Origin of the sequence: Christiangramia crocea, assembly GCF_022410465.1 — a bacterium.
In the GTDB taxonomy this organism is placed as follows: Bacteria; Bacteroidota; Bacteroidia; order Flavobacteriales; family Flavobacteriaceae; genus Christiangramia; species Christiangramia crocea.
In genome coordinates this window covers 49,503-73,222 of the sequence record NZ_JAJSON010000024.1, presented here as the reverse complement: position 1 = coordinate 73,222, position 23,720 = coordinate 49,503, and the positions used below count along the sequence as shown (strand labels likewise).

The 23,720-nt window shown below is 39.8% G+C and carries 22 protein-coding genes; 17 read left to right on the top strand and 5 right to left on the bottom strand.

Annotation, left to right across the window (positions count from 1 at the left end; translation table 11 throughout):
- The 4 genes from metH to LU635_RS11295 all read left to right on the top strand — a co-directional run bounded on the left by metH (position 1) and on the right by LU635_RS11295 (position 5,719).
- Positions 1-2,679: a methionine synthase gene (gene metH, locus LU635_RS11310; protein ID WP_240099257.1), complete on the top strand. Its 2,679-nt coding sequence runs from the start codon at positions 1-3 to the stop codon at positions 2,677-2,679.
- Between the two features lie 178 nt (positions 2,680-2,857).
- Positions 2,858-3,811 carry a methylenetetrahydrofolate reductase [NAD(P)H] gene (gene metF / locus LU635_RS11305; RefSeq protein WP_240099255.1) on the top strand — a complete coding sequence of 318 codons (954 nt, stop codon included), beginning with the start codon at positions 2,858-2,860 and terminating at the stop codon, positions 3,809-3,811.
- Positions 3,812-3,863: 52 nt separating this feature from the next.
- The gene (locus LU635_RS11300; protein WP_240099253.1) at positions 3,864-4,967 is read left to right on the top strand and encodes an acyloxyacyl hydrolase; all 1,104 of its coding nucleotides are present in this window, start codon (positions 3,864-3,866) and stop codon (positions 4,965-4,967) included.
- Entirely contained in the window at positions 4,964-5,719 is a 756-nt protein-coding gene (locus LU635_RS11295; RefSeq protein WP_240099251.1) for a head GIN domain-containing protein, read from the top strand. The genes LU635_RS11300 and LU635_RS11295 overlap by 4 nt, the downstream gene beginning before the upstream one ends.
- A 38-nt stretch (positions 5,720-5,757) precedes the next feature.
- Here the strand turns inward: LU635_RS11295 and gldA are convergent, their stop codons facing one another.
- A complete protein-coding gene (gene gldA, locus LU635_RS11290; RefSeq protein WP_240099249.1) occupies positions 5,758-6,675 on the bottom strand; it encodes a gliding motility-associated ABC transporter ATP-binding subunit GldA in 918 nt (305 codons plus the stop codon).
- A gap of 337 nt (positions 6,676-7,012) precedes the next feature.
- On the opposite strand from gldA, the gene LU635_RS11285 reads away from it, so the two are divergent.
- From LU635_RS11285 to LU635_RS11270, 4 genes are read left to right on the top strand one after another with little or no spacing between them, the layout of a single operon-like run.
- The gene (locus LU635_RS11285) at positions 7,013-7,840 is read left to right on the top strand and encodes a prephenate dehydratase (protein WP_240099247.1); all 828 of its coding nucleotides are present in this window, start codon (positions 7,013-7,015) and stop codon (positions 7,838-7,840) included.
- A complete protein-coding gene (locus tag LU635_RS11280) occupies positions 7,837-8,982 on the top strand; it encodes a pyridoxal phosphate-dependent aminotransferase (RefSeq protein ID WP_240099245.1) in 1,146 nt (381 codons plus the stop codon). The genes LU635_RS11285 and LU635_RS11280 overlap by 4 nt, the downstream gene beginning before the upstream one ends.
- A complete protein-coding gene (locus LU635_RS11275; protein WP_240099243.1) occupies positions 8,979-9,863 on the top strand; it encodes a prephenate dehydrogenase in 885 nt (294 codons plus the stop codon). The genes LU635_RS11280 and LU635_RS11275 overlap by 4 nt, the downstream gene beginning before the upstream one ends.
- Positions 9,853-10,941, top strand: a complete 1,089-nt coding sequence (locus tag LU635_RS11270; RefSeq protein WP_240099241.1) for a bifunctional 3-deoxy-7-phosphoheptulonate synthase/chorismate mutase type II — start codon at positions 9,853-9,855, stop codon at positions 10,939-10,941. Before LU635_RS11275 ends, LU635_RS11270 begins: the two co-directional genes overlap by 11 nt.
- Before the next feature lie 46 nt (positions 10,942-10,987).
- On the opposite strand, the gene LU635_RS11265 is transcribed toward LU635_RS11270, so the two are convergent.
- Positions 10,988-11,632, bottom strand: coding sequence for a hypothetical protein (locus tag LU635_RS11265; protein ID WP_240099238.1), 645 nt, complete (start codon positions 11,630-11,632; stop codon positions 10,988-10,990).
- An 85-nt stretch (positions 11,633-11,717) separates the two neighbouring features.
- Between LU635_RS11265 and rsgA the strand changes: the two genes are divergently transcribed.
- The 8 genes from rsgA (at position 11,718) to LU635_RS11225 (ending at position 18,281) form a co-directional block, all read left to right on the top strand.
- Positions 11,718-12,665, top strand: coding sequence for a ribosome small subunit-dependent GTPase A (gene rsgA / locus LU635_RS11260; RefSeq protein ID WP_240099236.1), 948 nt, complete (start codon positions 11,718-11,720; stop codon positions 12,663-12,665).
- Positions 12,665-13,117 (top strand): D-aminoacyl-tRNA deacylase, encoded by a 453-nt coding sequence (dtd, locus tag LU635_RS11255; RefSeq protein ID WP_240099234.1) that lies wholly within the window; start codon positions 12,665-12,667, stop codon positions 13,115-13,117. Before rsgA ends, dtd begins: the two co-directional genes overlap by 1 nt.
- The gene (locus LU635_RS11250; RefSeq protein WP_240099232.1) at positions 13,118-13,444 is read left to right on the top strand and encodes a nucleotide pyrophosphohydrolase; all 327 of its coding nucleotides are present in this window, start codon (positions 13,118-13,120) and stop codon (positions 13,442-13,444) included.
- Entirely contained in the window at positions 13,444-13,698 is a 255-nt protein-coding gene (locus tag LU635_RS11245) for a hypothetical protein (protein ID WP_240099230.1), read from the top strand. The genes LU635_RS11250 and LU635_RS11245 overlap by 1 nt, the downstream gene beginning before the upstream one ends.
- A gap of 29 nt (positions 13,699-13,727) precedes the next feature.
- Positions 13,728-14,954, top strand: coding sequence for a 3-phosphoshikimate 1-carboxyvinyltransferase (aroA, locus tag LU635_RS11240; protein ID WP_240099228.1), 1,227 nt, complete (start codon positions 13,728-13,730; stop codon positions 14,952-14,954).
- 75 nt (positions 14,955-15,029) lie between these two features.
- Positions 15,030-16,085, top strand: a complete 1,056-nt coding sequence (queA, locus tag LU635_RS11235; RefSeq protein WP_240099226.1) for a tRNA preQ1(34) S-adenosylmethionine ribosyltransferase-isomerase QueA — start codon at positions 15,030-15,032, stop codon at positions 16,083-16,085.
- Between the two features lie 117 nt (positions 16,086-16,202).
- The gene (rlmN, locus tag LU635_RS11230; protein WP_240099224.1) at positions 16,203-17,246 is read left to right on the top strand and encodes a dual-specificity RNA methyltransferase RlmN; all 1,044 of its coding nucleotides are present in this window, start codon (positions 16,203-16,205) and stop codon (positions 17,244-17,246) included.
- Between the two features lie 57 nt (positions 17,247-17,303).
- Positions 17,304-18,281, top strand: a complete 978-nt coding sequence (locus LU635_RS11225; protein ID WP_240099222.1) for a polyprenyl synthetase family protein — start codon at positions 17,304-17,306, stop codon at positions 18,279-18,281.
- A 45-nt stretch (positions 18,282-18,326) separates the two neighbouring features.
- Here the strand turns inward: LU635_RS11225 and LU635_RS11220 are convergent, their stop codons facing one another.
- The 3 genes from LU635_RS11220 to LU635_RS11210 form a co-directional block, all read right to left on the bottom strand.
- Entirely contained in the window at positions 18,327-18,584 is a 258-nt protein-coding gene (locus LU635_RS11220; protein ID WP_240099220.1) for a hypothetical protein, read from the bottom strand.
- A gap of 73 nt (positions 18,585-18,657) precedes the next feature.
- Positions 18,658-18,888 carry a hypothetical protein gene (locus LU635_RS11215; protein ID WP_240099218.1) on the bottom strand — a complete coding sequence of 77 codons (231 nt, stop codon included), beginning with the start codon at positions 18,886-18,888 and terminating at the stop codon, positions 18,658-18,660.
- A gap of 274 nt (positions 18,889-19,162) precedes the next feature.
- The gene (locus LU635_RS11210; RefSeq protein WP_255749822.1) at positions 19,163-20,863 is read right to left on the bottom strand and encodes a sulfatase family protein; all 1,701 of its coding nucleotides are present in this window, start codon (positions 20,861-20,863) and stop codon (positions 19,163-19,165) included.
- A gap of 93 nt (positions 20,864-20,956) precedes the next feature.
- Here LU635_RS11210 and LU635_RS11205 point away from each other — a divergent pair, with 93 nt between their 5' ends.
- Positions 20,957-23,698 carry a LuxR C-terminal-related transcriptional regulator gene (locus LU635_RS11205; RefSeq protein ID WP_240099213.1) on the top strand — a complete coding sequence of 914 codons (2,742 nt, stop codon included), beginning with the start codon at positions 20,957-20,959 and terminating at the stop codon, positions 23,696-23,698.
- Positions 23,699-23,720: the final 22 nt, after the last annotated feature.

Here is a 23,720-nt window from a genome sequence, read left to right as displayed (position 1 = left end):
ATGTCACAAATCAGACCATTAAAATTATCGGGACTGGAACCTCTTGTGATCACTCCTGAAAGCAATTTCGTAAATGTAGGTGAAAGGACTAATGTCGCAGGTTCAAGAAAATTCCTGAGACTCATAAAAGAGGAAAAATATGATGAAGCTCTTGATGTTGCGCGGGAACAGGTAGAAGGTGGAGCCCAGATCATCGATATTAATATGGATGATGGGCTTATCGAGGGAAAGGAAGCTATGGTCAAATTTCTGAATCTGGTAGTTGCAGAACCTGACATAGCCAGGGTCCCTATTATGATAGACAGTTCAAAATGGGAAATCATTGAGGCTGGTCTTCAGGTGGTCCAGGGGAAATGTGTGGTAAATTCCATCAGCCTTAAAGAGGGAGAGCAGGAATTCATTGAACACGCAACAAAGATCAGGCGTTATGGAGCTGCGGTGATTGTAATGGCCTTTGATGAAGTTGGTCAGGCCGATAATTATGAAAGGCGTATAGAAATAGCCAAACGTTCCTATGATATTCTGGTCAATAAAGTAAAATTTCCTCCCGAGGATATCATTTTTGATCTCAATATTTTTCCGGTAGGGACCGGGATGGATGAACATAAAAGAAATGCCATCGATTTTATCGAAGGAACCCGTTGGGTAAAAGAAAATCTTCCTTATTGTAGCGTTAGTGGAGGTGTAAGTAATGTTTCATTCTCGTTTCGGGGAAATAATCCAGTTCGTGAAGCCATGCATTCGGTATTTTTATACCATGCTATAAAGGCTGGTATGAATATGGGAATCGTGAACCCAGCTATGCTGGAGGTTTATGACGAAATTCCCAAAGACCTTCTGGAGCATGTGGAAGATGTGATATTCGACAGAAGGGATGATGCTACCGAACGTCTTCTTGAATTTGCAGAAAATGTTGTTGGAACCAAAAAAGAAAGTAAGGTCGATCTTTCCTGGAGGGAAAATCCTTTACAGGATCGTATTACCCATGCCCTGGTAAAAGGGATAGATGCTTATATCCTGGAAGATATTGAGCAGGCCAGGCTTGAAGCTGAAAGACCTCTTGATGTGATCGAAGGTCCTTTGATGATAGGGATGAATGTGGTAGGGGATCTTTTTGGAAGTGGTAAAATGTTTCTCCCTCAGGTGGTGAAATCAGCGAGGGTGATGAAGAAGGCCGTGGCTTATTTACTCCCATATATCGAAGCTGATAAATCTAACAAAAGACAATCTGCAGGCAGGGTTTTAATGGCAACGGTAAAAGGCGATGTACATGATATTGGCAAAAATATCGTGAGCGTGGTCCTTGGTTGTAATAATTACGAGATCATAGATCTTGGGGTGATGGTCCCACCGGAAAAGATAATAGAAACGGCTAAAAAAGAAAATGTTGATGCCATTGGACTCAGTGGACTCATTACGCCTTCCCTGGACGAAATGGTCTATCTGGCTAAAGAGATGGAGCGCCAGAAATTTTCGGTGCCACTTCTTATAGGAGGGGCGACTACATCCAAGGCTCATACTGCGGTTAAGATAGACCCGCAATACAAATATGCAGTAGCTCATGTAAATGATGCCTCACGTGCGGTGACCGTGGTGGGGGATCTTTTAAAGGAAAGTACCCGTGAGAAATATAAGAGTGATCTGAAAGCTGAATACGATAAATTCAGAAAGAATTTTAAGAAAAGAAGTAAGGTCAAATCTTTTCTAGGTATAGAAGAAGCCCGGAAGAATAAATATCAGATAGACTGGCAGAATACTTCAATTGTGAAGCCTAATAAATTAGGCATTCAGGTAGTAGAGGATTTTGACCTGAAAAAACTGAAAGATTATATAGACTGGTCACCGTTTTTCAGGAGCTGGGATCTGCATGGGCGTTATCCTGATATTCTCAAAGATGAGAAAGTCGGGCCACATGCGCAGAGCCTGTTTAATGATGCCCAAAACCTATTGAAGAAAATCCTGGATGAAAAGCTTTTGAAGGCAAAAGCAGTATTCGGGTTTTTTCCTGCTAATACGGTAAACGATGATGACATAGAAATTAGGTATCAGGATAATTCAGAAGAGAAGCAGGCGATTTTCAGGACACTTAGGCAGCAACTGAAAAAGCACGGGGGAAAACCAAATTTTGCCCTTGCCGATTTTGTGGCTCCAAAGGAAAGCGGTATCCAGGATTATATGGGCTGTTTCTGTGTGACCACAGGTTTTGGAACTGAAGAGCTTGCGGCGAAATTTGAAAGAGATCATGATGATTATAATTCAATTATGATCAAGGCGCTGGCCGACAGGCTGGCCGAGGCCTTTGCCGAATTTATCCATAAGCAGATAAGAACTGAGGAGTGGGGCTATGTGCCGGAAGAGAATTTAAGCAACGAAGAACTAATAAAAGAGAGCTATAAAGGAATAAGGCCCGCACCTGGATATCCGGCCTGTCCCGATCACCTGGAAAAACTTACGATCTGGGATGTTTTAAAAGTTGAGGAAAGAATTGGAGTGAGACTGACTGAAAGCCTTGCGATGTGGCCGGCTGCCAGTGTAAGCGGATATTATTTTGGAAATCCAGAGGCCAGGTATTTTGGTGTGGGAAAGATTAAAGAAGATCAGGTGAAGGATTTTGCTGAAAGAAAAGGAATATCATTTGAAAAAGCCGAGAAATGGCTAAATCCGAATATAGCTGATTAATTTCAGTGGCAGACCTCACAGGTTTGAGTAACCTGTGAGACCTATAGAAGAATAAGTGCGTTAGGGATTGAAGCGGCATCCTTTTGCTGCCATGCTGAGCTAGTCGAAGCATAAGGTAAAGATACAGCGGAAAGCCCGGCCCGAAGGGCAACGCCCAAAAACAAATAATTATTTTTTAATGAAAGTTACCGAACACATCAAAAAAGCTAATGGCAAAACTTTGTTTTCCTTCGAGATCATTCCACCGAAGAAGGGAAAGAATATTCAGGAACTTTATGACAATATAGACCCATTAATGGAGTTCAAGCCGCCTTTTATTGATGTTACCACTTCAAGGGAAGAATATGTGTACGTTGAAAAAGAAGGACTACTTGACAGGCAGATCACCCGCATGCGCCCGGGAACTGTTGGTATCTGTGCTGCTATAAAACACAAATACAATGTGGATACCGTGCCTCACGTGCTGTGTGGTGGTTTTACCAGGGAAGAAACGGAATATCTTCTTGTGGACTGCCATTATCTGGGTATTGAGAATGTTATGGCTTTGCGCGGAGATGCGATGAATCATCAGAAATATTTTGAGCCATCGGAAGGTGGACATAATTATGCCTCTGACCTGGTAAAGCAGATAAAAAATCTTAATCAGGGGAAATATCTTCATGATGTGATCGAAGCTGATCATAAATCGGATTTCTGTATTGGTGTGGCCGGCTACCCTGAAAAACATCTGGAAGCCCCTTCCCTGAAATCAGATCTGAAACGTTTAAAGGAAAAGGTGGATGCGGGCGCTGATTATATAGTGACTCAAATGTTCTTCGATAATTCGAAATTCTTCAAGTTTGTGGAAGACGCCAGAAAAATGGGTATTAATGTTCCAATCATTCCAGGTATAAAGCCTATAGCAGTGAAAAGGCATTTGCAGATTCTGCCTCAGGTCTTTAAAATAGATCTTCCCGAAGAATTGATCCTGGAGGTGGAAAAATGCAAGACTAATGCTGAGGTTAGGCAGGTTGGAGTAGAATGGTGTATCGCTCAGTCTAAAGAACTGGTCGATGCCGGGGTGCCAACCGTACATTATTATTCAATGGGGAAAAGTTCAAATATCCAGCAGATAGCCGCTGGTGTATTTTAGAATTTCAACCGATAGGGAGTTTTTTTCGTAAATATGTTAGATTTGCTTTCGTATGAAAAAAATTGCCCTATGCCTGTTTTTCTTATTTAGCTTGTTGCTTCAGGCACAAAAAGAAAAAACTCCCAAATTTTATTCTTTTGATGGCAGTTATTTCTACGGGAGCATTATGGAGCATAATCCTGATATCGGTCACCTGATAACAGGACATCCTACAGGTGTGATCCTTAGCTGGAATCAGAAGACGTATGGTTTAAAGGAGTGGGAGCGCCGGTATAATTATCCTGATTTTGGTTATTCTTTCACTTTTCAGGATATGAAAAATCAATATCTGGGTGATACTTTTGGATTATATGCCCATTTCAATTTCTATTTTTTCAACAGGAATATGATGTTCAGAATCGGGCAGGGACTGGCTTATAATTCCAATCCGTATGATCAGGATGCGAACTATTTTAATAATGCATTTGGCTCTCATTTATTAAGCACTACCTACCTGATGGGGAATTATCATAAGCAGGATATTATCGATGGTTTCGGTCTGCAGGCGGGAATCTCGATCATCCATTATTCCAATGCCGATTTCAAATCACCCAATAACAGTACTAATACCTTTACCTTTAATCTGGGAGTGAATTATCTGCTTGATCATGAAGATCATCCGGATTATGTTCCGAAAGCTGAAAAGGAAAAATATAAGGAACCGGTGCATTATAATTTTGCCATTAGGGGCGGTGTGAACTCGACCGGCGTTGTAGGTTCGCCACAGTTGCCGTTTTTAACTATCGCAGCCTATGCTGATAAGGTGATAAACAGGAAAAGTACCTTGGAGGGAGGAACAGAGCTTATCCTATCTAGAGCGCTGGAAGAGTTTATTGCATATAAGGCAGTGGCATTCCCGCAACAGGACAACGATCCGGATGCCGATGCGAAAAGAGTTGGTGTTTTTGTAGGGCATAAACTTACTTTCAATAAAATGTCTTTGATCACTCAGCTTGGATATTATGCCTACTATCCCTACAAGAGTTATGTGGAGCAGATCTATAATCGCATAGGGCTGCAAAGGGAGATCACAAAAGACTGGTGGGCTTCGGCAACAGTAAGGTCTCATGGTGCGAATGCTGAAACTGTGGAATTTTCAATTGGATACAGGCTATGAAAAGGTTTTTAGGGCTTATAGTGATAATCTTGATTTCAGGATGCAGTTCTGAAAAGACACCCGATTGTTTCCAGACAGCCGGAAGCATTACCCGGGAGGAAGTGGAACTCGATCCATTTACGGAAATTATGGTATTTGAGAGGGTGAAGCTTTATATTGAGCAGGGCCCAGAACAGAAAGTTGTTGTTGAAACTGGTAAAAACTTGATCAACGATGTAAGCCTGAGAGTTCAGGATGGAAGACTGATATTGAGAAATGAGAATGCCTGTAATCTTTTTAGGGATTATGAGATCACAACGGTGTATGTGACCAGTCCCAATCTAACCTGGATCCAGACAAGCACTGCGAGTGCTATAGAAAGTATTGGCACCTTAAGTTATCCGGAATTATGGCTTAGATCCCTGAACCAGGAAAAAGATCCTGATATACATACCGATGGTGATTTTATTTTTGATCTGGATGTTCAGAACCTACGAATCACCACTGATCATATTTCCAATTATTTCCTTACCGGAAAGGTGGAGAATTTCAATGCCTTCTTCGCCGCTGGTGATGGAAGGCTGGAAGCCCGGAACCTTATAGTACAGCATTATGATATTTTTCATCGGGGAACGAATAAACTTATAGTGAATCCTCAGCAGAGTCTCAGAGGCGATATTTATAGTTATGGAGATATCATCTCGGTAAACCGGCCACCAGTGGTAGAGGTGACTGAGCATTTTAAGGGAAAACTCATTTTTGAGGCCCCCTGAATCCCCAAAGGGGCGCTATTTCCTGTCCGTAATAATATTTAGGAGGAAGTTAATTCTGCAAAGAGGCTCTCCAGATTCTTTGTTTTTTGATTCAGTTGAAGGGTTTTCAAGCCGTTGTCATAAGCGAAATCAAAAACTTCCGGCCTCATATCCTTATTGGTATCAAAAGTAAGTTCGTAGGTGAAGCCGCCTGTATTTTTTGCAGAAACAAGATTCGGTATCTTCTTTAAAGCGATCTCTTCAATACGGTAGTCGAATTCTACAAAAATGATCTGTTCATTTTCATCCCTTAATTCTTTCATATTTTTATCGGCAACGATCTTACCATTATTGATAATGATCACCCGATCACAAATAGCCTCCACCTCCTGCATAATATGAGTGGATAGAAAAACCGTCTTCCCCGGTTTTCCATCCGGCTGGTCTTTTCCAATATTCTTAATAAGGGTTCTTATTTCTACTAACTGATTAGGGTCTAAACCTGTAGTTGGTTCGTCAAGGATCAGTACTTCGGGGTCATGAAGCAGAGCAGCGGCCAGGCCCACGCGCTGGCGATAACCTTTAGAAAGCTGGTCGATTTTCTTGTTGGCTTCGGGAGTTAGCCCGGTGAGTCCTATAACTTCTTCGACTCGTTTCTTATCAATATTATATACCGAAGCGCAGAACCTCAGGTATTCCCTAACGTACATTTCGGTATATAAAGGATTGTGTTCGGGTAGATACCCGATACGTTGCTGGATATCTGAAATATTTTCCTCGAGATCCATTCCGCTGATTTTTGCCTCCCCCTCATCTGACGAGAGATATCCGGTTAGGATTTTCATCAATGTAGATTTTCCGGCACCATTTGGTCCAAGAAATCCAACAATTTCACCTTTTGAAATACTAAAATTGACTTCATCTAGCGCTTTTTGGCTTCCGAACTGCTTCGAGATGTTTGTAACGGTGATAGACATAGCTCAAAATTAGGAATAATTATCAGTGTGGCCGCTGAAAACTTTTCAATCTTCCAACGAATATTTAAGGCTTAAAATTGTAATCCTCAGTAAAAAGCCACGGATTTTCAGAATATGGGAAAACTGGAAAATTTCAGATTAAAATATTTTGAAACTGAATTTTAAGCACTACTTTAGTCGCTCATAATTATTGCAAATGACAAGGTTAATTAACTGGAACGCATTCTACTATTTTTATTTCTATTTTAGAGATAGGGTCGGGAATGCTATATGATTAACTGAACTAAAATTATATAAAAGTCTCGATCTGAAATCGGGACTTTTTTTTGATAGCTATATGAACAAAAAAATAGGCATTCAGGGCATAAAAGGCTCTTTTCATCACCTGGTGGCGATGGATTATTATCACAAAGAAGTAGAGGTAATGGAGCATTTATCGTTTCATGAGCTCGCCCAAAAACTGGCCGCTAAGGAATCTGATGAAGCCGTAATGGCTATTGAGAACAGTATTGCGGGCTCAATTTTGCCAAATTATGCGCTTATAGATGAGTATAATCTGACTGTGGTGGGAGAACATTATACACCGGTAAATATGAATTTGATGGCATTGAAAGGGCAGGAGATCGGGGATATAAAGAAGGTGTTTTCACATCCAATGGCCCTGCTGCAGTGCAAACAGTTCTTCAAGCAGTATCCACATATCAAACTGATCGAGGATGTAGATACTGCGGAAGCTGCTAAACGCATTCATGACGAAGGACTTAAAAAAGTCGCTGCTGTGGCGAGTCCTGCAGCTGCCCAAATGTATGAGCTTGAAATTCTTGCAGAGAGCATACATACCATTAAAAGCAATGCGACAAGGTTTTTGGTTCTTGGAACCGAACAGAAAAAACCTAATGGAGAAAAACTGGATAAGGCCTCCATCAAATTCGATCTGAAAAGCGAAAGGGGAAGTCTGGTTTCAGTGCTCAATATTATAAGGGATTGCTATCTGGATATGACCAAGATTCAGTCTTTGCCAATAATAGATGAACCATGGAAATATTCATTCTTTGTGGATGTAACCTTCGAAAGACCGGAAGACTTTGAAAGAGCCATGGATGTACTGAAACTAATGACTGAAGGATTGAGAATTTTTGGGATCTATAAAAACAATTTGTCATGATTACGGCAAAAAGACTTAATAATGTACAGGAATACTACTTTTCGAAAAAACTTCGGGAGGTGGCCGAGCTGCGTTCAAAAGGAAAAGATATTATTAACCTTGGAATTGGAAGCCCCGATCTTGCTCCACCGCCGCAGGTGATAGAAGCACTGAATAAGGCGCTTAGTTCAAACGGAGCGCATCAGTATCAGCCATATAAAGGAATCAAGGATCTGAGGGATGCAATTGCTGATTTTTATCAGGAATTCTATAACCGCACTCTGAATGCTGAGACAGAAATCCTCCCGCTGATGGGTAGTAAGGAAGGGATCATGCATATTTCAATGGCATTTCTGGATCCCGGTGATGAGGTGCTGTTACCAAATCCTGGTTATCCAACCTATAGTTCTGTTTCTAAACTACTTGATGCTACTGAAAGGAATTATGAGCTGAATGCTGAAAATAATTGGCTGCCCGATCTGGAGAAATTATCGAAAGAGGATCTAAGCAAGGTGAAGCTCATGTGGGTGAATTATCCTCATATGCCAACCGGATCGGTGGCGCCCGAATCATTCTTTGATGAAATTACGGCCTTCGCTGAGGAACATAAGATCCTGGTGGTAAATGATAATCCTTACAGTTTTATACAGAATGAAGAGCCCATAAGTATTTTGAATAAAAACAAACTGAGCGATTATGTGATGGAATTGAATTCACTTAGCAAGAGTTTCAATATGGCTGGATGGAGAGTCGGTATGCTGGTGGGAAGCCAGAAGAATATCGATTCTGTTTTAAAGGTGAAATCGAATATGGACAGCGGGATGTTCTACCCATTACAGGCCGGAGCCGTTGAGGCCCTTAAGCTTTCCCAGTCCTGGTTTGATGAGCAGAACAGTATCTACACCAGAAGAAAGGAAATGGTTTTGGAGCTGATCGAAGTACTTGACTGTGAAGCAGCAGAAGATCAGGTAGGGCTCTTTGTCTGGGCAAAAGTTCCGGAAGCGAAAACATCGGAAGATGTGGTGAATGAACTTCTTTACGAACATGACGTTTTTATTGCCCCAGGTTTCATCTTTGGTTCGAAGGGAGAAGGCTATGTAAGATTCTCAATTTGCGCTTCGGAAGAGGTGATAAAAAAAGCATTAAACAGAGTAAGAAAATGAAGGTTTTTATAGTTGGAACCGGGCTCATAGGTGGATCTTTTGCGTTGGATCTCAAGGCTGAAGTAAGCAATGTTGAGGTCTATGGAATTGATGAAAGTGAGCAGCATCTTGAGGAGGCTTTAAAGGCTGGTCTAATAGATCATAAAGCAGAATTTGAAGATCTGGCGAAGGCCGATCTGGTTTACCTGGCAATTCCCGTGGATGCTTCGCTCCAAATTCTGCCTAAAGTACTGGACATTGTTAATGACGACTGTGTAGTGACCGATGCCGGTTCGACCAAGGAACAGCTTTGTTTAAAGGTGGCCGATCACCCCAGGCGACGAAACTACCTGGCGGGACATCCCATTGCGGGGACAGAGTTTTCGGGACCGTCAGCCGCACTTCACGGCCTTTTTAAATACAAGACCAATATAATTTGTGAAATAGAAAAGACAGCTTTTAAACTTCAGGAAAAGGCCCTGGAAATATTTAATGCTATTGGAATGAGGATAAGGTATATGGATCCTGTTTCCCATGATCGTCATATCGCTTATGTTTCGCATTTATCGCATATAAGTTCTTTTATGCTTGGGAAGACTGTGCTGGAAAAAGAGAAGAACGAGAGAGATATTTTTGACCTGGCGGGTAGTGGTTTTGCTTCTACGGTAAGACTGGCAAAAAGTTCGCCGGAAATGTGGACGCCCATATTCAGGCAGAATAAGAAAAATGTGATGGAAACTTTGGATGAATATATTTCAAATCTGAAGCACTTCAGGCAGCTTATGGAAGCCGATAATTTTGAAGAGGTCTTTCAGGAAATGGAAAAGACGAATCATATAAAAGATGTATTAAACGGAATAACTCAGAATGAAAATTTAAAAATACTGGAAAATGGAAAATAGCAGTGAACTCAGAAAATGGCTGGATGATTTTAATTTATCCCATCCACTCGTAATTGCCGGCCCATGTAGCGCCGAAACAGAAGAACAGGTTTTAACGATCGCTCATCAGCTAAAAGATAGTGATGCAACGGTACTTAGAGCCGGGATATGGAAACCAAGAACAAGACCTGGAAATTTTGAAGGTGTAGGAGCTCTTGGATTGAAATGGTTGCAAAAGGCCAAGGAAGAAACAGGAATGCTAACAACTACCGAAGTAGCGAACCCTAATCATGTAGAGCTGGCTTTGAAGCATGATGTGGATATACTTTGGATTGGTGCCCGAACAACAGTTTCTCCTTTCATAGTTCAGGAGATTGCAGATGCACTTAAAGGAACAGATAAGGTAGTACTGGTAAAAAACCCGGTGAACCCGGATCTTTCTTTATGGCTTGGAGCGGTTGAAAGATTACATACGGCCGACATTAAAAATCTTGGAGTGATACACCGTGGTTTTTCGGCCTATGAAAAGACAAAATACAGGAATAATCCTGAATGGCAGATTCCCATTGAACTTCAGAATAAATTTCCTGATCTCCCGCTTATCCTTGACCCGTCTCATATTGCTGGTAGAAGAGATATCATTTTCGATCTTTGCCAGACTGGCTTAGACCTTAATTATGACGGGATCATGGTAGAAACTCATCATACTCCTGATAAAGCCTGGAGTGATGCGGCTCAACAAATAACTCCGAAAACACTTATTCAAATTATGGAGGATCTACAGGTGAGAAAAGAAGTTTCCGTAAGTGAAGAATTTCAAAATAAGCTGAATACTTTAAGATCCAAGATCGATATTGCAGACAGCCAGATTCTTGATATCCTGTCAAAAAGGATGAAAATTTCAGAAGAGATCGGGCAGGTTAAGAAAGATCAGAACGTGGCCATTCTTCAAACCAAGAGATGGAATGAGATCCTTGGAAAAATGGTGCTGGAAGGAGAAGAAAAAGGGCTTAGTGAAGAGTTTGTGCTAAGAATGTTCAAGGCTATTCACCAGGAGTCTATCAACCATCAGCAAAAGATACTGGACGGGATCAATTAGAAATAAAAAAAGCTGTCCAAAGACAGCTTTTTTTATTTTCAAGGGGTTATTTGGTATAACCTAGTCTTCTTGAAGCTTTTCTCATCAATTTGTTGATTAATTGATCGGTGTTGCTTCCAAGACTGCCGGCGACTCTTTTATTATAATTCCATAGTAATTCGCCATCGGTACCATCATTAACACTCATGTTAAGAGTAGCAGCATTAGTGCTTCCCCAGAAACCTACCAGAAGGCCCAGAGCAATTGAAGCACCGTCAGACATTGGTTTGTCGGTTTCGAAGATTCCGGTAATAACAGCGTCCACTCCAAGGATACCCGCAAGTTCTTCAGAAGTGATGGCTTTAAGGTTTACATCGTTTTGAGAAAGCAAAGCATTAGTTCTTTTAGGGTCTTGTATTTCCACTAAAAGATCTCCTCTTTTTTTTCTTTTTAAAAACCAGGAGTACATGGCAGACTGAACCGATAAACCTTCATTTTTTTCAATATCAGCCAGCTGTTTGGGGGTGATCTCTTTCATTTGTTTAGGCCGAAGGCTTACATTTGCATCAAACGGAAGGATCGCGACCACTTTATGATCTGCTGTCTTTTGTTCAAAATCCGGATGTTGATAAAGATTGGTTTGGGCCGTCGCTTGATTGAAATTAAGCAAGAATAGGATGGCCATAAATAATTTAAAAGTAAATTTGTACATAGGTATTAAATTGATTAACTGTAATACAAATATATCTTAAAAACATTAACATAATTGACTAATATTTTAGTTTTATTTAACATTAATGCAGGGAACCGTTTATAAATCTACAGGTAGCTGGTATCAGGTAAAGGCGGAAGACGGTGATTTTTATGAATGCCGCATCAAGGGGAAGTTCCGTATTCAGGGAATTAAAAGTACAAATCCTGTGGCAGTGGGGGATAAGGTCATCTTTGATCCGGAAGCTGAGACTGAAGGCAAGACCGGAGTGATAAAGAAAATCCTTGAAAGGGATAATTATATCATCCGGAAATCGGTGAACCTTTCAAAGCAAACTCATATTATCGCTTCCAATATAGATCAGGTTTTTTTGCTTGTCACTTTAAATAACCCTCCAACCTTAACAACTTTCATTGATCGCTTTTTGGTCACGGCAGAAGCTTATGATATAACCGCAGTTCTTCTTTTTAATAAAGTGGATACCTATTCCATCGAGGAGCTTGCCGAAGTGAAGTATCTGGCTGAAATGTACCGGAAAGCCGGCTATGAATGCATCGGGATTTCAGCAAAGAAGGGAAAGAATGTAGATAAGGTGAAGGAAAAAATGAAAGGAAAGACCAGCATGATCTCGGGGCATAGCGGAACCGGAAAATCCACACTTATCAACGCCATTGAGCCTTCCCTGGATTTGAAGACGGCTGAAATCTCAAGACAGCATAGCCAGGGACAACATACCACCACCTTCGCAGAAATGTTCGACCTATGCTTCGATGCTCGCATCATTGATACTCCCGGTATCAAGGGCTTTGGAGTAGTTGATATGGAAAGGGAAGAGATAGGAGATTATTTCCCGGAATTCCTGGAGAGAAAGCAGGATTGTAAATTTCATAACTGTCTGCATCTTGAAGAGCCTAAATGTGCTATAAAAGGAGCTTTAGAGAAAGGTGAGATAGCCTGGTCAAGATATAAAAGCTACCTTCAGATCATGGAAGGGGAAGATGAAAATTATAGAATAGATCAATATCAAAAATAATGAGAGCAGTATTACAAAGAGTTTCAGAAGCATCGGTTAGAGTAGATCATAAAGTATGTGCTGTGATGCATAGAGGTCTTCTAATATTGCTGGGAATAGAGGATGATGATACTGTGGAAGATATCGATTGGCTGTGCAGAAAGATCATTAATATGAGGATTTTTAATGATAAGGAGGGTGTTATGAATGAATCGCTGAAGGCTGTAGATGGTGATGCGATTGTGGTAAGCCAGTTTACACTTCATGCCAGTACTAAAAAAGGTAACCGACCCAGTTATATCAAAGCTGCAAAACCTGAAGTAGCCGAACCTTTATATCTTAAGTTTATAGCGAAATTTCAGCAGGCACTTGGAAAGGATATTGGAGTTGGAAAATTCGGGGCAGATATGAAAGTATCTTTATTAAATGACGGACCGGTAACGATTTTATTGGATACTAAACAAAAAGAATAAATGGATATTGAAGACGCACAGAAAGCGGTAGATAAATGGATTAAAGAACACGGTGTTCGTTACTTTAATGAGCTTACCAACATGGCTCAGCTTACTGAAGAGGTAGGGGAAGTGGCCCGGATAATTGCGCGCAGGTATGGTGAGCAAAGCGAGAAGGAGAGCGATAAGAATAAAGATCTGGGAGAGGAACTTGCTGATGTTGTTTTTGTGGTTCTATGTCTGGCTAATCAAACAGGAGTAAACCTTCAGGAGGCTTTTGACAGGAAGATGGATATAAAGACCAAAAGGGATAAGGATAGGCATAAGAATAACGAAAAGCTTAAATAATGGGATTTAAAACAATAATTTCTCAAAGGTCTTTCTGGAAATCTGTTTTGTGGCTGGGGCTTTCTTTTCTGGTTCTTTATAATGTAATTACCATTCTTTTTGAATATGGTGAATTAGCATTTTCAACATTCTTTAGGGAAAGGACTGCCGATGGAAAGCTGTTTAGGTTTATCATAGGCCAGATTTTAGCTTCATTCCTTTATGGATTCATTTTAGCATACGCGCAGTTTCGAAGTAAGGAAAAGAAAAAGTAAATTAGCGCTTAACTTTTGTATTTTTTCTAATGACCCTATCAGTTTCGCACACCGAACTAGACTTGAAAGCTGAGTTAAAGATTACCGGCTCAAAGAGTGAATCTAACAGATTATTGATCCTTCAGGCTTTATATCCTGATATTCACATTGAAAACCTTTCAAATAGTGATGATACGGTAGTCCTTAAAGAAGCCCTGGAGAAGGGCGATGGCACTATCGATATACATCATGCTGGAACAGCGATGCGTTTTCTTACTGCCTATTTTGCTTCAAAAGAAGGCTGTGAAGTAGAAATTACAGGTAGTAAAAGGATGAAAGAGCGACCTATTCGGTTACTTGTGGATGCTCTGCAAAGAATGGGTGCAGATATCAGGTATTCCAACGAAGCAGGTTATCCTCCTTTGAAGATACGAGGGAAGAAACTTAATGTAGACTCCATAAAGCTTCAGGCAAATGTAAGCAGTCAGTACGTTTCGGCACTTATGCTCATCGCGGCATCTTTGCCAAACGGACTGGAAATAATTCTTGACGGACAAATAACTTCTACCCCTTATATTTTAATGACCCTTGAGATACTTCAGCACGCAGGGATACAGGGGAAATTTGATGAGGACCGGGTCTCCATTGAGCCCGTGGACCAACTGCCTCCATCCACTATCGCAGTGGAATCTGACTGGAGTTCGGCTTCTTACTTTTACAGTATTGCGGCAATTTCAAATTCAGCAGAAATAAGACTTTCGAATTACAGAGAGACCAGTAGGCAGGGAGATTCATGTCTGGCTGAGATCTACAGGCATTTTGGAGTGGATACCAGTTATGTTGGAGATAGTATAATTCTGAAAAAGAACAATATCAAAAGATCCAGAAGAATACATGAGGATCTTCGGAATTCTCCGGATATTGCTCAGACTATAGCGGTTACCTGTCTGGCTCTTGGCATGGAATGTGAACTGGAAGGTTTACACACGCTAAAGATCAAGGAGACAGACCGACTTCAGGCCCTGAAGAATGAAATGGAGAAATTTGGTGCGAAAGTTAATATAACTGATGATTGCCTCCAGCTTTTTCCGACAAATAGGTTAAATGAAGGGGTTCATGTTGAAACCTATAACGACCACCGAATGGCGATGGCTTTTGCTCCGCTTGCATTAAAAGTGCCGTTGTTTGTGGAAGATGCCGATGTGGTCTCAAAATCTTATCCCGATTTTTGGGAAGACCTACGGAAATTAGGCTTTAAGACCAAAGAATCAGTATAATTCCCAAATAAATAGTCATTTACTTGACAACCCCTGTTTTGAGATTGTATATTTGCAGCTTTTAAAACTGGAACTATGGGAATGAAACTATCACACTTCAATTTTGAGCTGCCTAAAGAACTTCTGGCTGAATATCCTTCTGAGAACAGGGATGAAGCCAGGCTTATGGTTCTCAATAGAAAAGAGCAGACGATTGAGCATAAAAAATTTAAAGATCTAATCGATTATTTTGAACCGGAAGATGTGATGGTTCTAAATAATACTAAAGTGTTTCCTGCCAGGTTATACGGTAATAAAGAAAAGACAGGAGCCAGGATCGAGGTTTTTCTTTTAAGGGAACTGAATCCTGAAACCAAACTGTGGGATGTTCTTGTAGATCCTGCAAGGAAGATCAGAATAGGAAATAAACTGTATTTTGGAGAAGATGAGAGTCTTGTTGCCGAGGTGATTGATAATACAACTTCTAGAGGGCGAACACTCAGATTCCTTTATGATGGGTCATACAGTGATTTCAGGAAGAAACTGAAGGAATTGGGGCAGACTCCCCTTCCTAAATATATAAAGAGAGATGTGGAGCCGGAAGATGAAGAGCGCTACCAAACAATCTATGCGAAAAATGAAGGAGCTGTGGCTGCGCCAACGGCAGGACTTCACTTTTCAAAGCATCTTTTAAAGAGACTCGAGATTAAGGGTGTTGATTTTGCAGAGGTTACCCTTCATGTAGGGCTTGGAACATTCAGCCCGGTTGAAGTAGAAGATCTTAGCAAACATAAAATGGATAGCGAAGAAGCATTCATCACCAAGGATGCTACCGAGGTTATCAATAAAGCCAAGTTAGAGAAACGTAAGGTTTGTGCCGTGGGGACTACTGTAATGAGAGTTCTGGAAAGTGCAGTTTCTTCAAACCAGACACTTAATGAATTTGGTGGTTGGACGAATAAATTTATCTTCCCTCCTTATGATTTCAATATCGCTAATTGTATGATCACTAATTTCCATACTCCTAAGTCTACATTGCTTATGATGGTCTCTGCATTTGCCGGCCATGATTTTATGAAGAAGGCTTATGAGGAAGCTGTAAAGGAAAAATACAGATTCTATACTTATGGGGATGCCATGCTGATCTTGTAATCAGTATTTCAATATAGCGAAGGCCATAAGCGGATATCTCCGGTTTATGGCCTTTTTTGTAAGTATCTGAAAATAATCAGACTGAAGGTTTCAACATTAATTTAGTAATTTATAGGCGTGAAGCAGAAGAAAAAAGACATACGAGCACTTACCAAAGAGCAACTGCAGGAATTTTTTGTTTCGCGTGGAGATAAGACCTTTAGAGGAACCCAGGTATACGAATGGTTATGGAATAAGGCAGCCCATTCTTTTGATGATATGACCAATATCTCAAAGGAAACACGCCAGATGCTGAAGGATAATTTTGTTATTAATCATATTCGGGTAGATAGAATGCAGCGTAGTAGTGACGGAACAATTAAAAATGCCGTAAAACTACATGATTCTCTTACCGTAGAGTCTGTACTCATTCCAACGAAATCACGTACCACGGCCTGTGTTTCTTCTCAGGTAGGTTGCAGTCTGGATTGCCAGTTCTGTGCTACAGCCAAATTAAAAAGAATGCGCAACCTTAACCCCGATGAGATCTACGATCAGGTTGTAGCAATAGATAATGAGAGCCGACTTTATTTTGACCGTCCGCTTTCCAATATAGTCTTCATGGGAATGGGGGAGCCTCTGATGAATTACAATAACGTAATGAAGGCGATTGAAAAGATTACTTCGCCGGAAGGTCTCGGCATGTCCCCTAAAAGAATTACAGTGTCAACTTCGGGTGTACCAAAAATGATCAAAAAACTGGCTGATGATGAGGCTAAGATAAAGCTCGCTGTTTCTTTACACTCAGCGCGCAATGAGGTGCGGTCCAAAATAATGCCTTTTAATGAAACCTTTCCGCTTGAGGATCTTCGTGAAGCTTTGGAATACTGGTATTCAAAAACTAAAAGCAGGATAACCTATGAATATATTGTCTGGCAAGATATTAATGATACTCCTGAAGATGCCAGGGCATTATTAAGGTTCTGTAAATATGTTCCCTGCAAGGTGAACCTGATAGAATACAACCCGATAGATGATGGGGATTTTCAACAGGCGACATCAGAAGCAACAAATATGTATCAGAATCTGCTGGAACAAAACGGTATCACGGTTACCGTCCGCCGTTCCAGAGGAAAAGATATCGATGCGGCCTGTGGACAGCTTGCAAATAAATCGGCTTAATTCATTACTTTTTTAGGGGCTTTTCCTTCGATAGAAATATGTATATTTACGCCCTTTATGAAGGTAATATCCCAAATAAAGCTTCCCGTTGAGAAGGAGATGGAACTTTTCGAGAAAAAGTTCTTCGAATCGATGTCTTCCAAAGTAGCTCTCCTTAATAGAATCACTCACTATATTGTAAACAGGAAAGGAAAGCAGATGAGGCCCATGTTTGTTTTTCTGGTGGCCAAAATGGTTTCTGATGGAAGCGTGAATGAAAGAACCTATAGAGGTGCTTCGGTTATAGAACTTATCCATACTGCAACTCTTGTACATGACGATGTGGTTGACGATTCCAATAGAAGAAGAGGTTTTTTCAGTATAAATGCCTTATGGAAGAATAAGATTGCTGTTCTTGTTGGCGATTACCTGCTATCCAAAGGCTTATTGTTGTCTATAGATAATAATGACTTTGATCTGCTTAAGATCATTTCGGTTGCCGTAAAGGAAATGAGTGAGGGAGAATTGCTCCAGATCGAAAAAGCCAGGAGACTTGATATTACCGAAACGGTTTATTATGATATTATCCGGCAGAAAACGGCAACTTTGATAGCCGCCTGTTGCAGTCTTGGAGCAGCATCTGTAAAACCTGAAAGTAATGAGATTGCCAAAATGAGAAGGTTTGGAGAACTTATAGGAATGGCTTTTCAGATAAAAGATGACCTATTTGATTATGGAACCGAAAAGATTGGAAAACCAACAGGGATAGATATTAAAGAGCAGAAAATGACACTTCCTTTAATATATACCTTGAATAAGGTTTCAAAAAAAGAAAGGGAGTGGTTAATAAATTCCGTGAAAAACCATAATAAGGACAGGTCCAGGGTAAAGGAGGTTATAGAATTTGTAAGGAATAATGGTGGACTGGATTATGCAGTAAAAAGAATGAAGGAATTTCAGAGGGAAGCCATGCTGATCCTGGAAGATTATCCTGCTTCGCCTTACAGGGAGAGTCTGGAACTTATGGTGAATTATGTTATAGAAAGGAAAAAATAAAGAAAGCGAAGTTATAAACTCCGCTTTCCTTGAATATTCCAAATTTTAAGCTGCATCATCGGTCGCCTCTTCATTATTTACGTCATCGGTTTCGTGAATTTCTTCATCGATTTCCTCTTTTACTTTCTTTTCTACCTTTTCGGCACCTTTCTTAATTTTTTCTCCGGCTTCTTCAGCACCTGCTTCGATATCTTCGCCAATGGCTTCTGCCGCTTCTTCAGTTTTTTCCTGAGTGGTTTCACGGCAGGAATAGATAGACAGGCTAAAAATCATAGCCAGAATTAAGATTACTGATTTTTTCATTTTATTGGATTTTAGGGTTAATTAAAAAAAGCCATTCAGAGAATGGCTTTGATTTATTCAAGAAAAAAGATGATTACATGTTATCATCAGTTTCATGTACTTCTTCTTCTACTTCTTGCTCCATTTCATTTTCTGCGTTCTCAGCAGCCTCTTCAATTTCTTGGCCAGCTTCTTCGGCACCACTTTCGATATCTTCACCCATAGCTTCTACAGCTTCCTCGGATTTTTCTTCAGTTGTTTCTCTACAAGAGTAGATTGATAATGACATTGTTGCAACAGCAAACAGTAAGAATAATTTTTTCATTGTTAAAATGTTTAATTAGTTGAAGAAACAAAGTTAAACATTTTTTGATTATGCATATGAACTCTTTTATTTAAATGTTTTTCTGCAGTTTTTATGGATATGTTGAATGGGAGCACCAATGTTTACAGGACTTTTAATATTTGGATTATTAGTATGCTCTCTCCGCCACCTTTGAAAAAAGATTTTTGGACTTTTTCAGCCTACTCGTAATTTGTATGCGAATTGCCTGAATATTCAGGCAATTATACTGAAGTAAGGTTTTTATTTAGAGGAACTAATCTACTTTAGTCTTTTTCTTTTCCGGATAGGTTTCAGGATCTTCGCCTGCAAGTCTGGCGAAATTCCTGTAGGCCCTTTCGACTCTCTCATCAGGGGTGGTTTTAAATTCATCTTCTGTTACCTTATACTTTTCCTGAAGGGACTTTAGTTTGGTATGCAGTTTCTTCTGTACTTCGGCATATTCCGGATCTCCATACAGGTTGTTCTCTTCCTGGGGGTCTTCTTCTAGATCATATAACTCCCAGGTATCAATATCATCATAGAAGTGAATTAATTTATACCTCTCTGTCCTTACACCATACTGGCGTTTTACCATATGGAAGGCTGGAAAATCATAATAATGGTAATAAATAGCATCTCTGAATTCGTCTTCATCAGCTTTTCCGGTCAATAGAGGTTTTAAAGATTTTCCCTGCATTTCTTCCGGAATTTGGGCATTAGCAAAATCAAGGAATGTAGGTGCGAAATCCAGATTTTGAGTAAGCGCGTCTATAGTGGTCCCTGGTTTTATTACAGGCGGATATTGCATTAATAATGGCATGGCTAGAGATTCTTCATACATAAAACGCTTATCAAAGAACCCTTTTTCTCCAAGATAGAAGCCCTGATCGGTAGTATACACGATAATCGTGTTTTCGGTAAGACCTTGTTCTTCAAGATAATCAAGGATTTCTCCCACACCTTCATCAACAGCGGTAACAGTTCCCATATAATCACGCAGATAGCGTTGGCCTTTCCATTCTGCCAGCTCCCTTCCACTGAGATTTGAATCATGAAAAGTATCATTTTTAGGACGGTAGGCAGCATTCCAGGCATCTCGTTGTTCGTTCGTCATTCTTTCAAAATCGGATGTCCACGGGTTGTGTCTTAAGGAATCGCTTCCTTTTGCAACTGTCATCTTAAGATCGTGGCCTTCATACATGTCCTCATAAATTGTCTGAAGCTGTTCCTTTGCAGCCACCTGATTTTCATGTTTTGAAAAATAGGTTTCAGGCAGGGGGAATGTGACTGAATCATATGTATTTATGTGTCTCAGGGGCGGCATCCAGTTACGGTGAGGTGCTTTATGATGTACCATTAAAAAGAATGGCTTATCTGAACTTCTTTTGTTTTTCAGCCATTCTATGCCCATCTCAGTAATAATGTCTGTCGCATAACCATTGACTATGGTGGTATCATTTTCACGAATGAATTCAGGATTATAATAATTTCCCTGGTCGTTAAGAATATTCCAGTAGTCGAAACCCTGAGGTTTACCATGAAGGTGCCACTTCCCGACGATAGCCGTCTCATAACCAACTTCTTTTAAATATTTTGGAAGGGTAGGCTGGGAACCATCAAAAACTTCTCCGTTCATTCGAAAGCCGTTAATATGGCTGAACTTTCCGGTCAGTATCACTGCACGACTGGGGCCGCATATTGAATTTGTACAGAAGTTGTTCAGGAATTTAGCTCCATTATTGGCAATTCTATCAATATTAGGGGTTGGCGCAAGCTGACTTACCGGATGCCCATAGGCACTAATTGCCTGCTCGGCATGATCGTCTGACATTATAAAAACAATATTTGGCCTTTGCGATGTGAAGGGTTTTTCTTCGGACTCTTCATCCTTGTTATTTTTACAACTTAGGATAATAAATGGGATGATCAGGATAAAACTTAAATATGGCCGAAATGAAACAGGTGAAATATGCATAAAATGGTTTTTTTAAAGAGTGAAAATACAAAAGTTTTCCTGTAAAATTGTAACTTTTCACCTGCTCAATAATTGCACAAATTAGTATACAATATGAAATTATTCTGCTTTAAAATTCTGGTTTTGTTTTGTTTAAGTGGATTTTATTCTTATTCACAGGAATTAGTGCCACCTATACAAAACTTTTCACCAAGTGAGTATGTAGCTGCAAGTCAGAATTGGGATATTGCTGTGGATGAACGTGGCGTAGTATATACGGCAAATAATCAGGGCTTATTGGTTTTTGATGGTTTAAACTGGGAGCTATTTCCCCTCGAGAGTCAATCAATTATTCGTTCGGTTTATCCGCATAATGGAAGAATATATACTGGGTCTTATCAGGAATTTGGTTACTGGGAGACAACCGATGAAGGTTGTATGACATATAATTCGCTAACACCTCTTATGGACGAGATCAATATGCAAAGTGATGAATTCTGGGAGATAACTTCACATAATGATGCCATTTATTTTAGGTCTTTTGGAGCAGTTTATAAATATCAGGATAATAAAATCACCAAAATTGAAGATTTAGTTTCTACCGCGCTCGGCAGGTTTCAGGATAAATTATTATTGGCACCAAGGAAGAATGGAATTGTCTATGTGAATGACTCTGGTGCTATAAAACCTTTAGAAGGAAATCCAGGTGTTATTGAAGATCTGAATATTATTGATCTCGAGTCCTCGGGGGATACGTTATATATAGGTGCTAGGGAAGGATTATATTTCTATTCTAACAATCGTTTTAAAAGGTTCTGGAACGATAAACTTAATTCGCTTCTGGCCAAAACTGAATTAAATCACATTATTTCTGTTTCCGGTAATGAACTTGTGTTGGGGACTATTAAAAATGGAATAATCCATTATAATATTAAAGAGGATAGTTTTCATGTTTTCAATCGAAATTCAGGACTTCAGAATAATACCATACTGGGAATGGCCTATGCCAGGGATAAATTATGGCTGGCCCTGGATAATGGGGTTGATCTAATAGAACTAAATTCACCTATTAAATTTTATACGGATAATACCGGCGAACTGGGGGCGGTTTATGATCTTCAAATCTATAGGGATAATTATTATTTGGCCAGTAATACGGGGGTCTACAGGTTTTCTAATGAAAAACTTGAGTTAATAGATAACGGAGCTGATCATGCCTGGAATCTCGAGCTTATAGATAATGTATTATATGCTAACCACAACACGGGTACCTATAAGATCATAAATAACCAATTTATACCAGTTGAAACCCGAACCGGGAGCTTTTCCATCATAAAAAGGGATAAAGAGGAACAGTTGCTGGTATGTCACTATACCGGGCTTAGTCTTTATAACCCGGCGCTTGAGGAAATAAGGGAATTGGAAGCGGTTAATTTTCCTGTAAAAGAAGTTGTTTTTGAGGGAGAGAACAAGATTTGGGCAGCACATCCATACGAAGGTATTTACAAAATCACTACCGGTAGCTGGGAGGATATTCAGGTCGAGAAAATTCCTGCCTTGGGTAATAGCGAGAATTTCAGTCCCGAGATATATAAGATCAACGATCAGATAATTTCCTATGTAAACGAGCAATGGTATAAGTATAATCCGTTCACTGATAAATTTGAGAATTTCAAAGAACTCCATGCCTATGATAGTTGCAGGCTCATAATTAAAGACGATTATAATAAGTATGTTTTTGTAGACTCAAATGATGGGTCCTTAATCATTACCAATCTAAAAGGAGATAAACTTTCCATTCCTGCACAAAAGCTTAATAACAGGTTGGTTAAAGGAAATGAGAATTTTATTAGCTTAAATGATTCTATTTCCTTTGTAACTCTTAATGATGGTTTTGCACGCATAAACCTTAAAAAGGTTCAGAAAGAAATGGAAGACCAGTGGATAAGTACTCCGATTCTAAAAGAGTTTTCAGATGAAGTTAAACGATATTCCCTGGAGGGATCTCCTGTAATCCCTTACCGAAATGCAAAAAATATAAGCTTGAAAGCCGGAATGCCGGTTTCCGAAGCCATGGAATTGAAATATACATTAAATGGGGAAGAAAAGCTGAGTGGAACAGTGAATGGGGGTCAGGTAAATTTCAGAAACTTGAAGCACGGTGATTACAATTTGCAATTAAGCGCAATAGGAGGTTCTCTTAATCAGGTGTCCAGCGAAAACTTTAATTTCACCATCGCACCGCCCTGGTATTTTTCAATCTGGATGAAAACCGTCTATGCCTTTATATTGGTTGCAATTTTTTTCCTTGTTTTCTGGCTTAACCAGCAAAAGCTTAAAAAGCATCAGCTTCAACTTGAAGAAAAATTTGAAAAAGAACACTCAGAAAGATTGAACCGGCTTGAAAAACAGCGACTGATGAACGAAATTGACCTGAAAAGAAAGGAATTAGCTAACACCACCATGATGGCCGCGAAAAAAAATGAGGTGTTAATGGAAATCCAGGGAGAACTTAACAAGGATAAGAACAAATTTTCCAATCAGTTCCGCATTAAACATATAATGAATAAAATTAATAATGCTGTTAAGAATAAGGATGAATGGAAGGTTTTTGAAACTAATTTTAATGAAGTCCATGAAGATTTCTTTAAAGATTTACTGGAACAATACCCGAAGCTTACTAGCAAGGATTTGAAACTATGCTCCTACCTTAAGATGAACTTAAGCTCAAAGGAAATTGCTCCCCTTATGGGAATTTCGGTACGGGGCGTTGAAGTGCATAGATATCGTTTAAGAAAGAAGATGAAGCTCGAAAGTGATGTGAACCTGACAAAATTCCTTATTAAGAATTTCTAAATTCTTAATAATTCATCAAAAT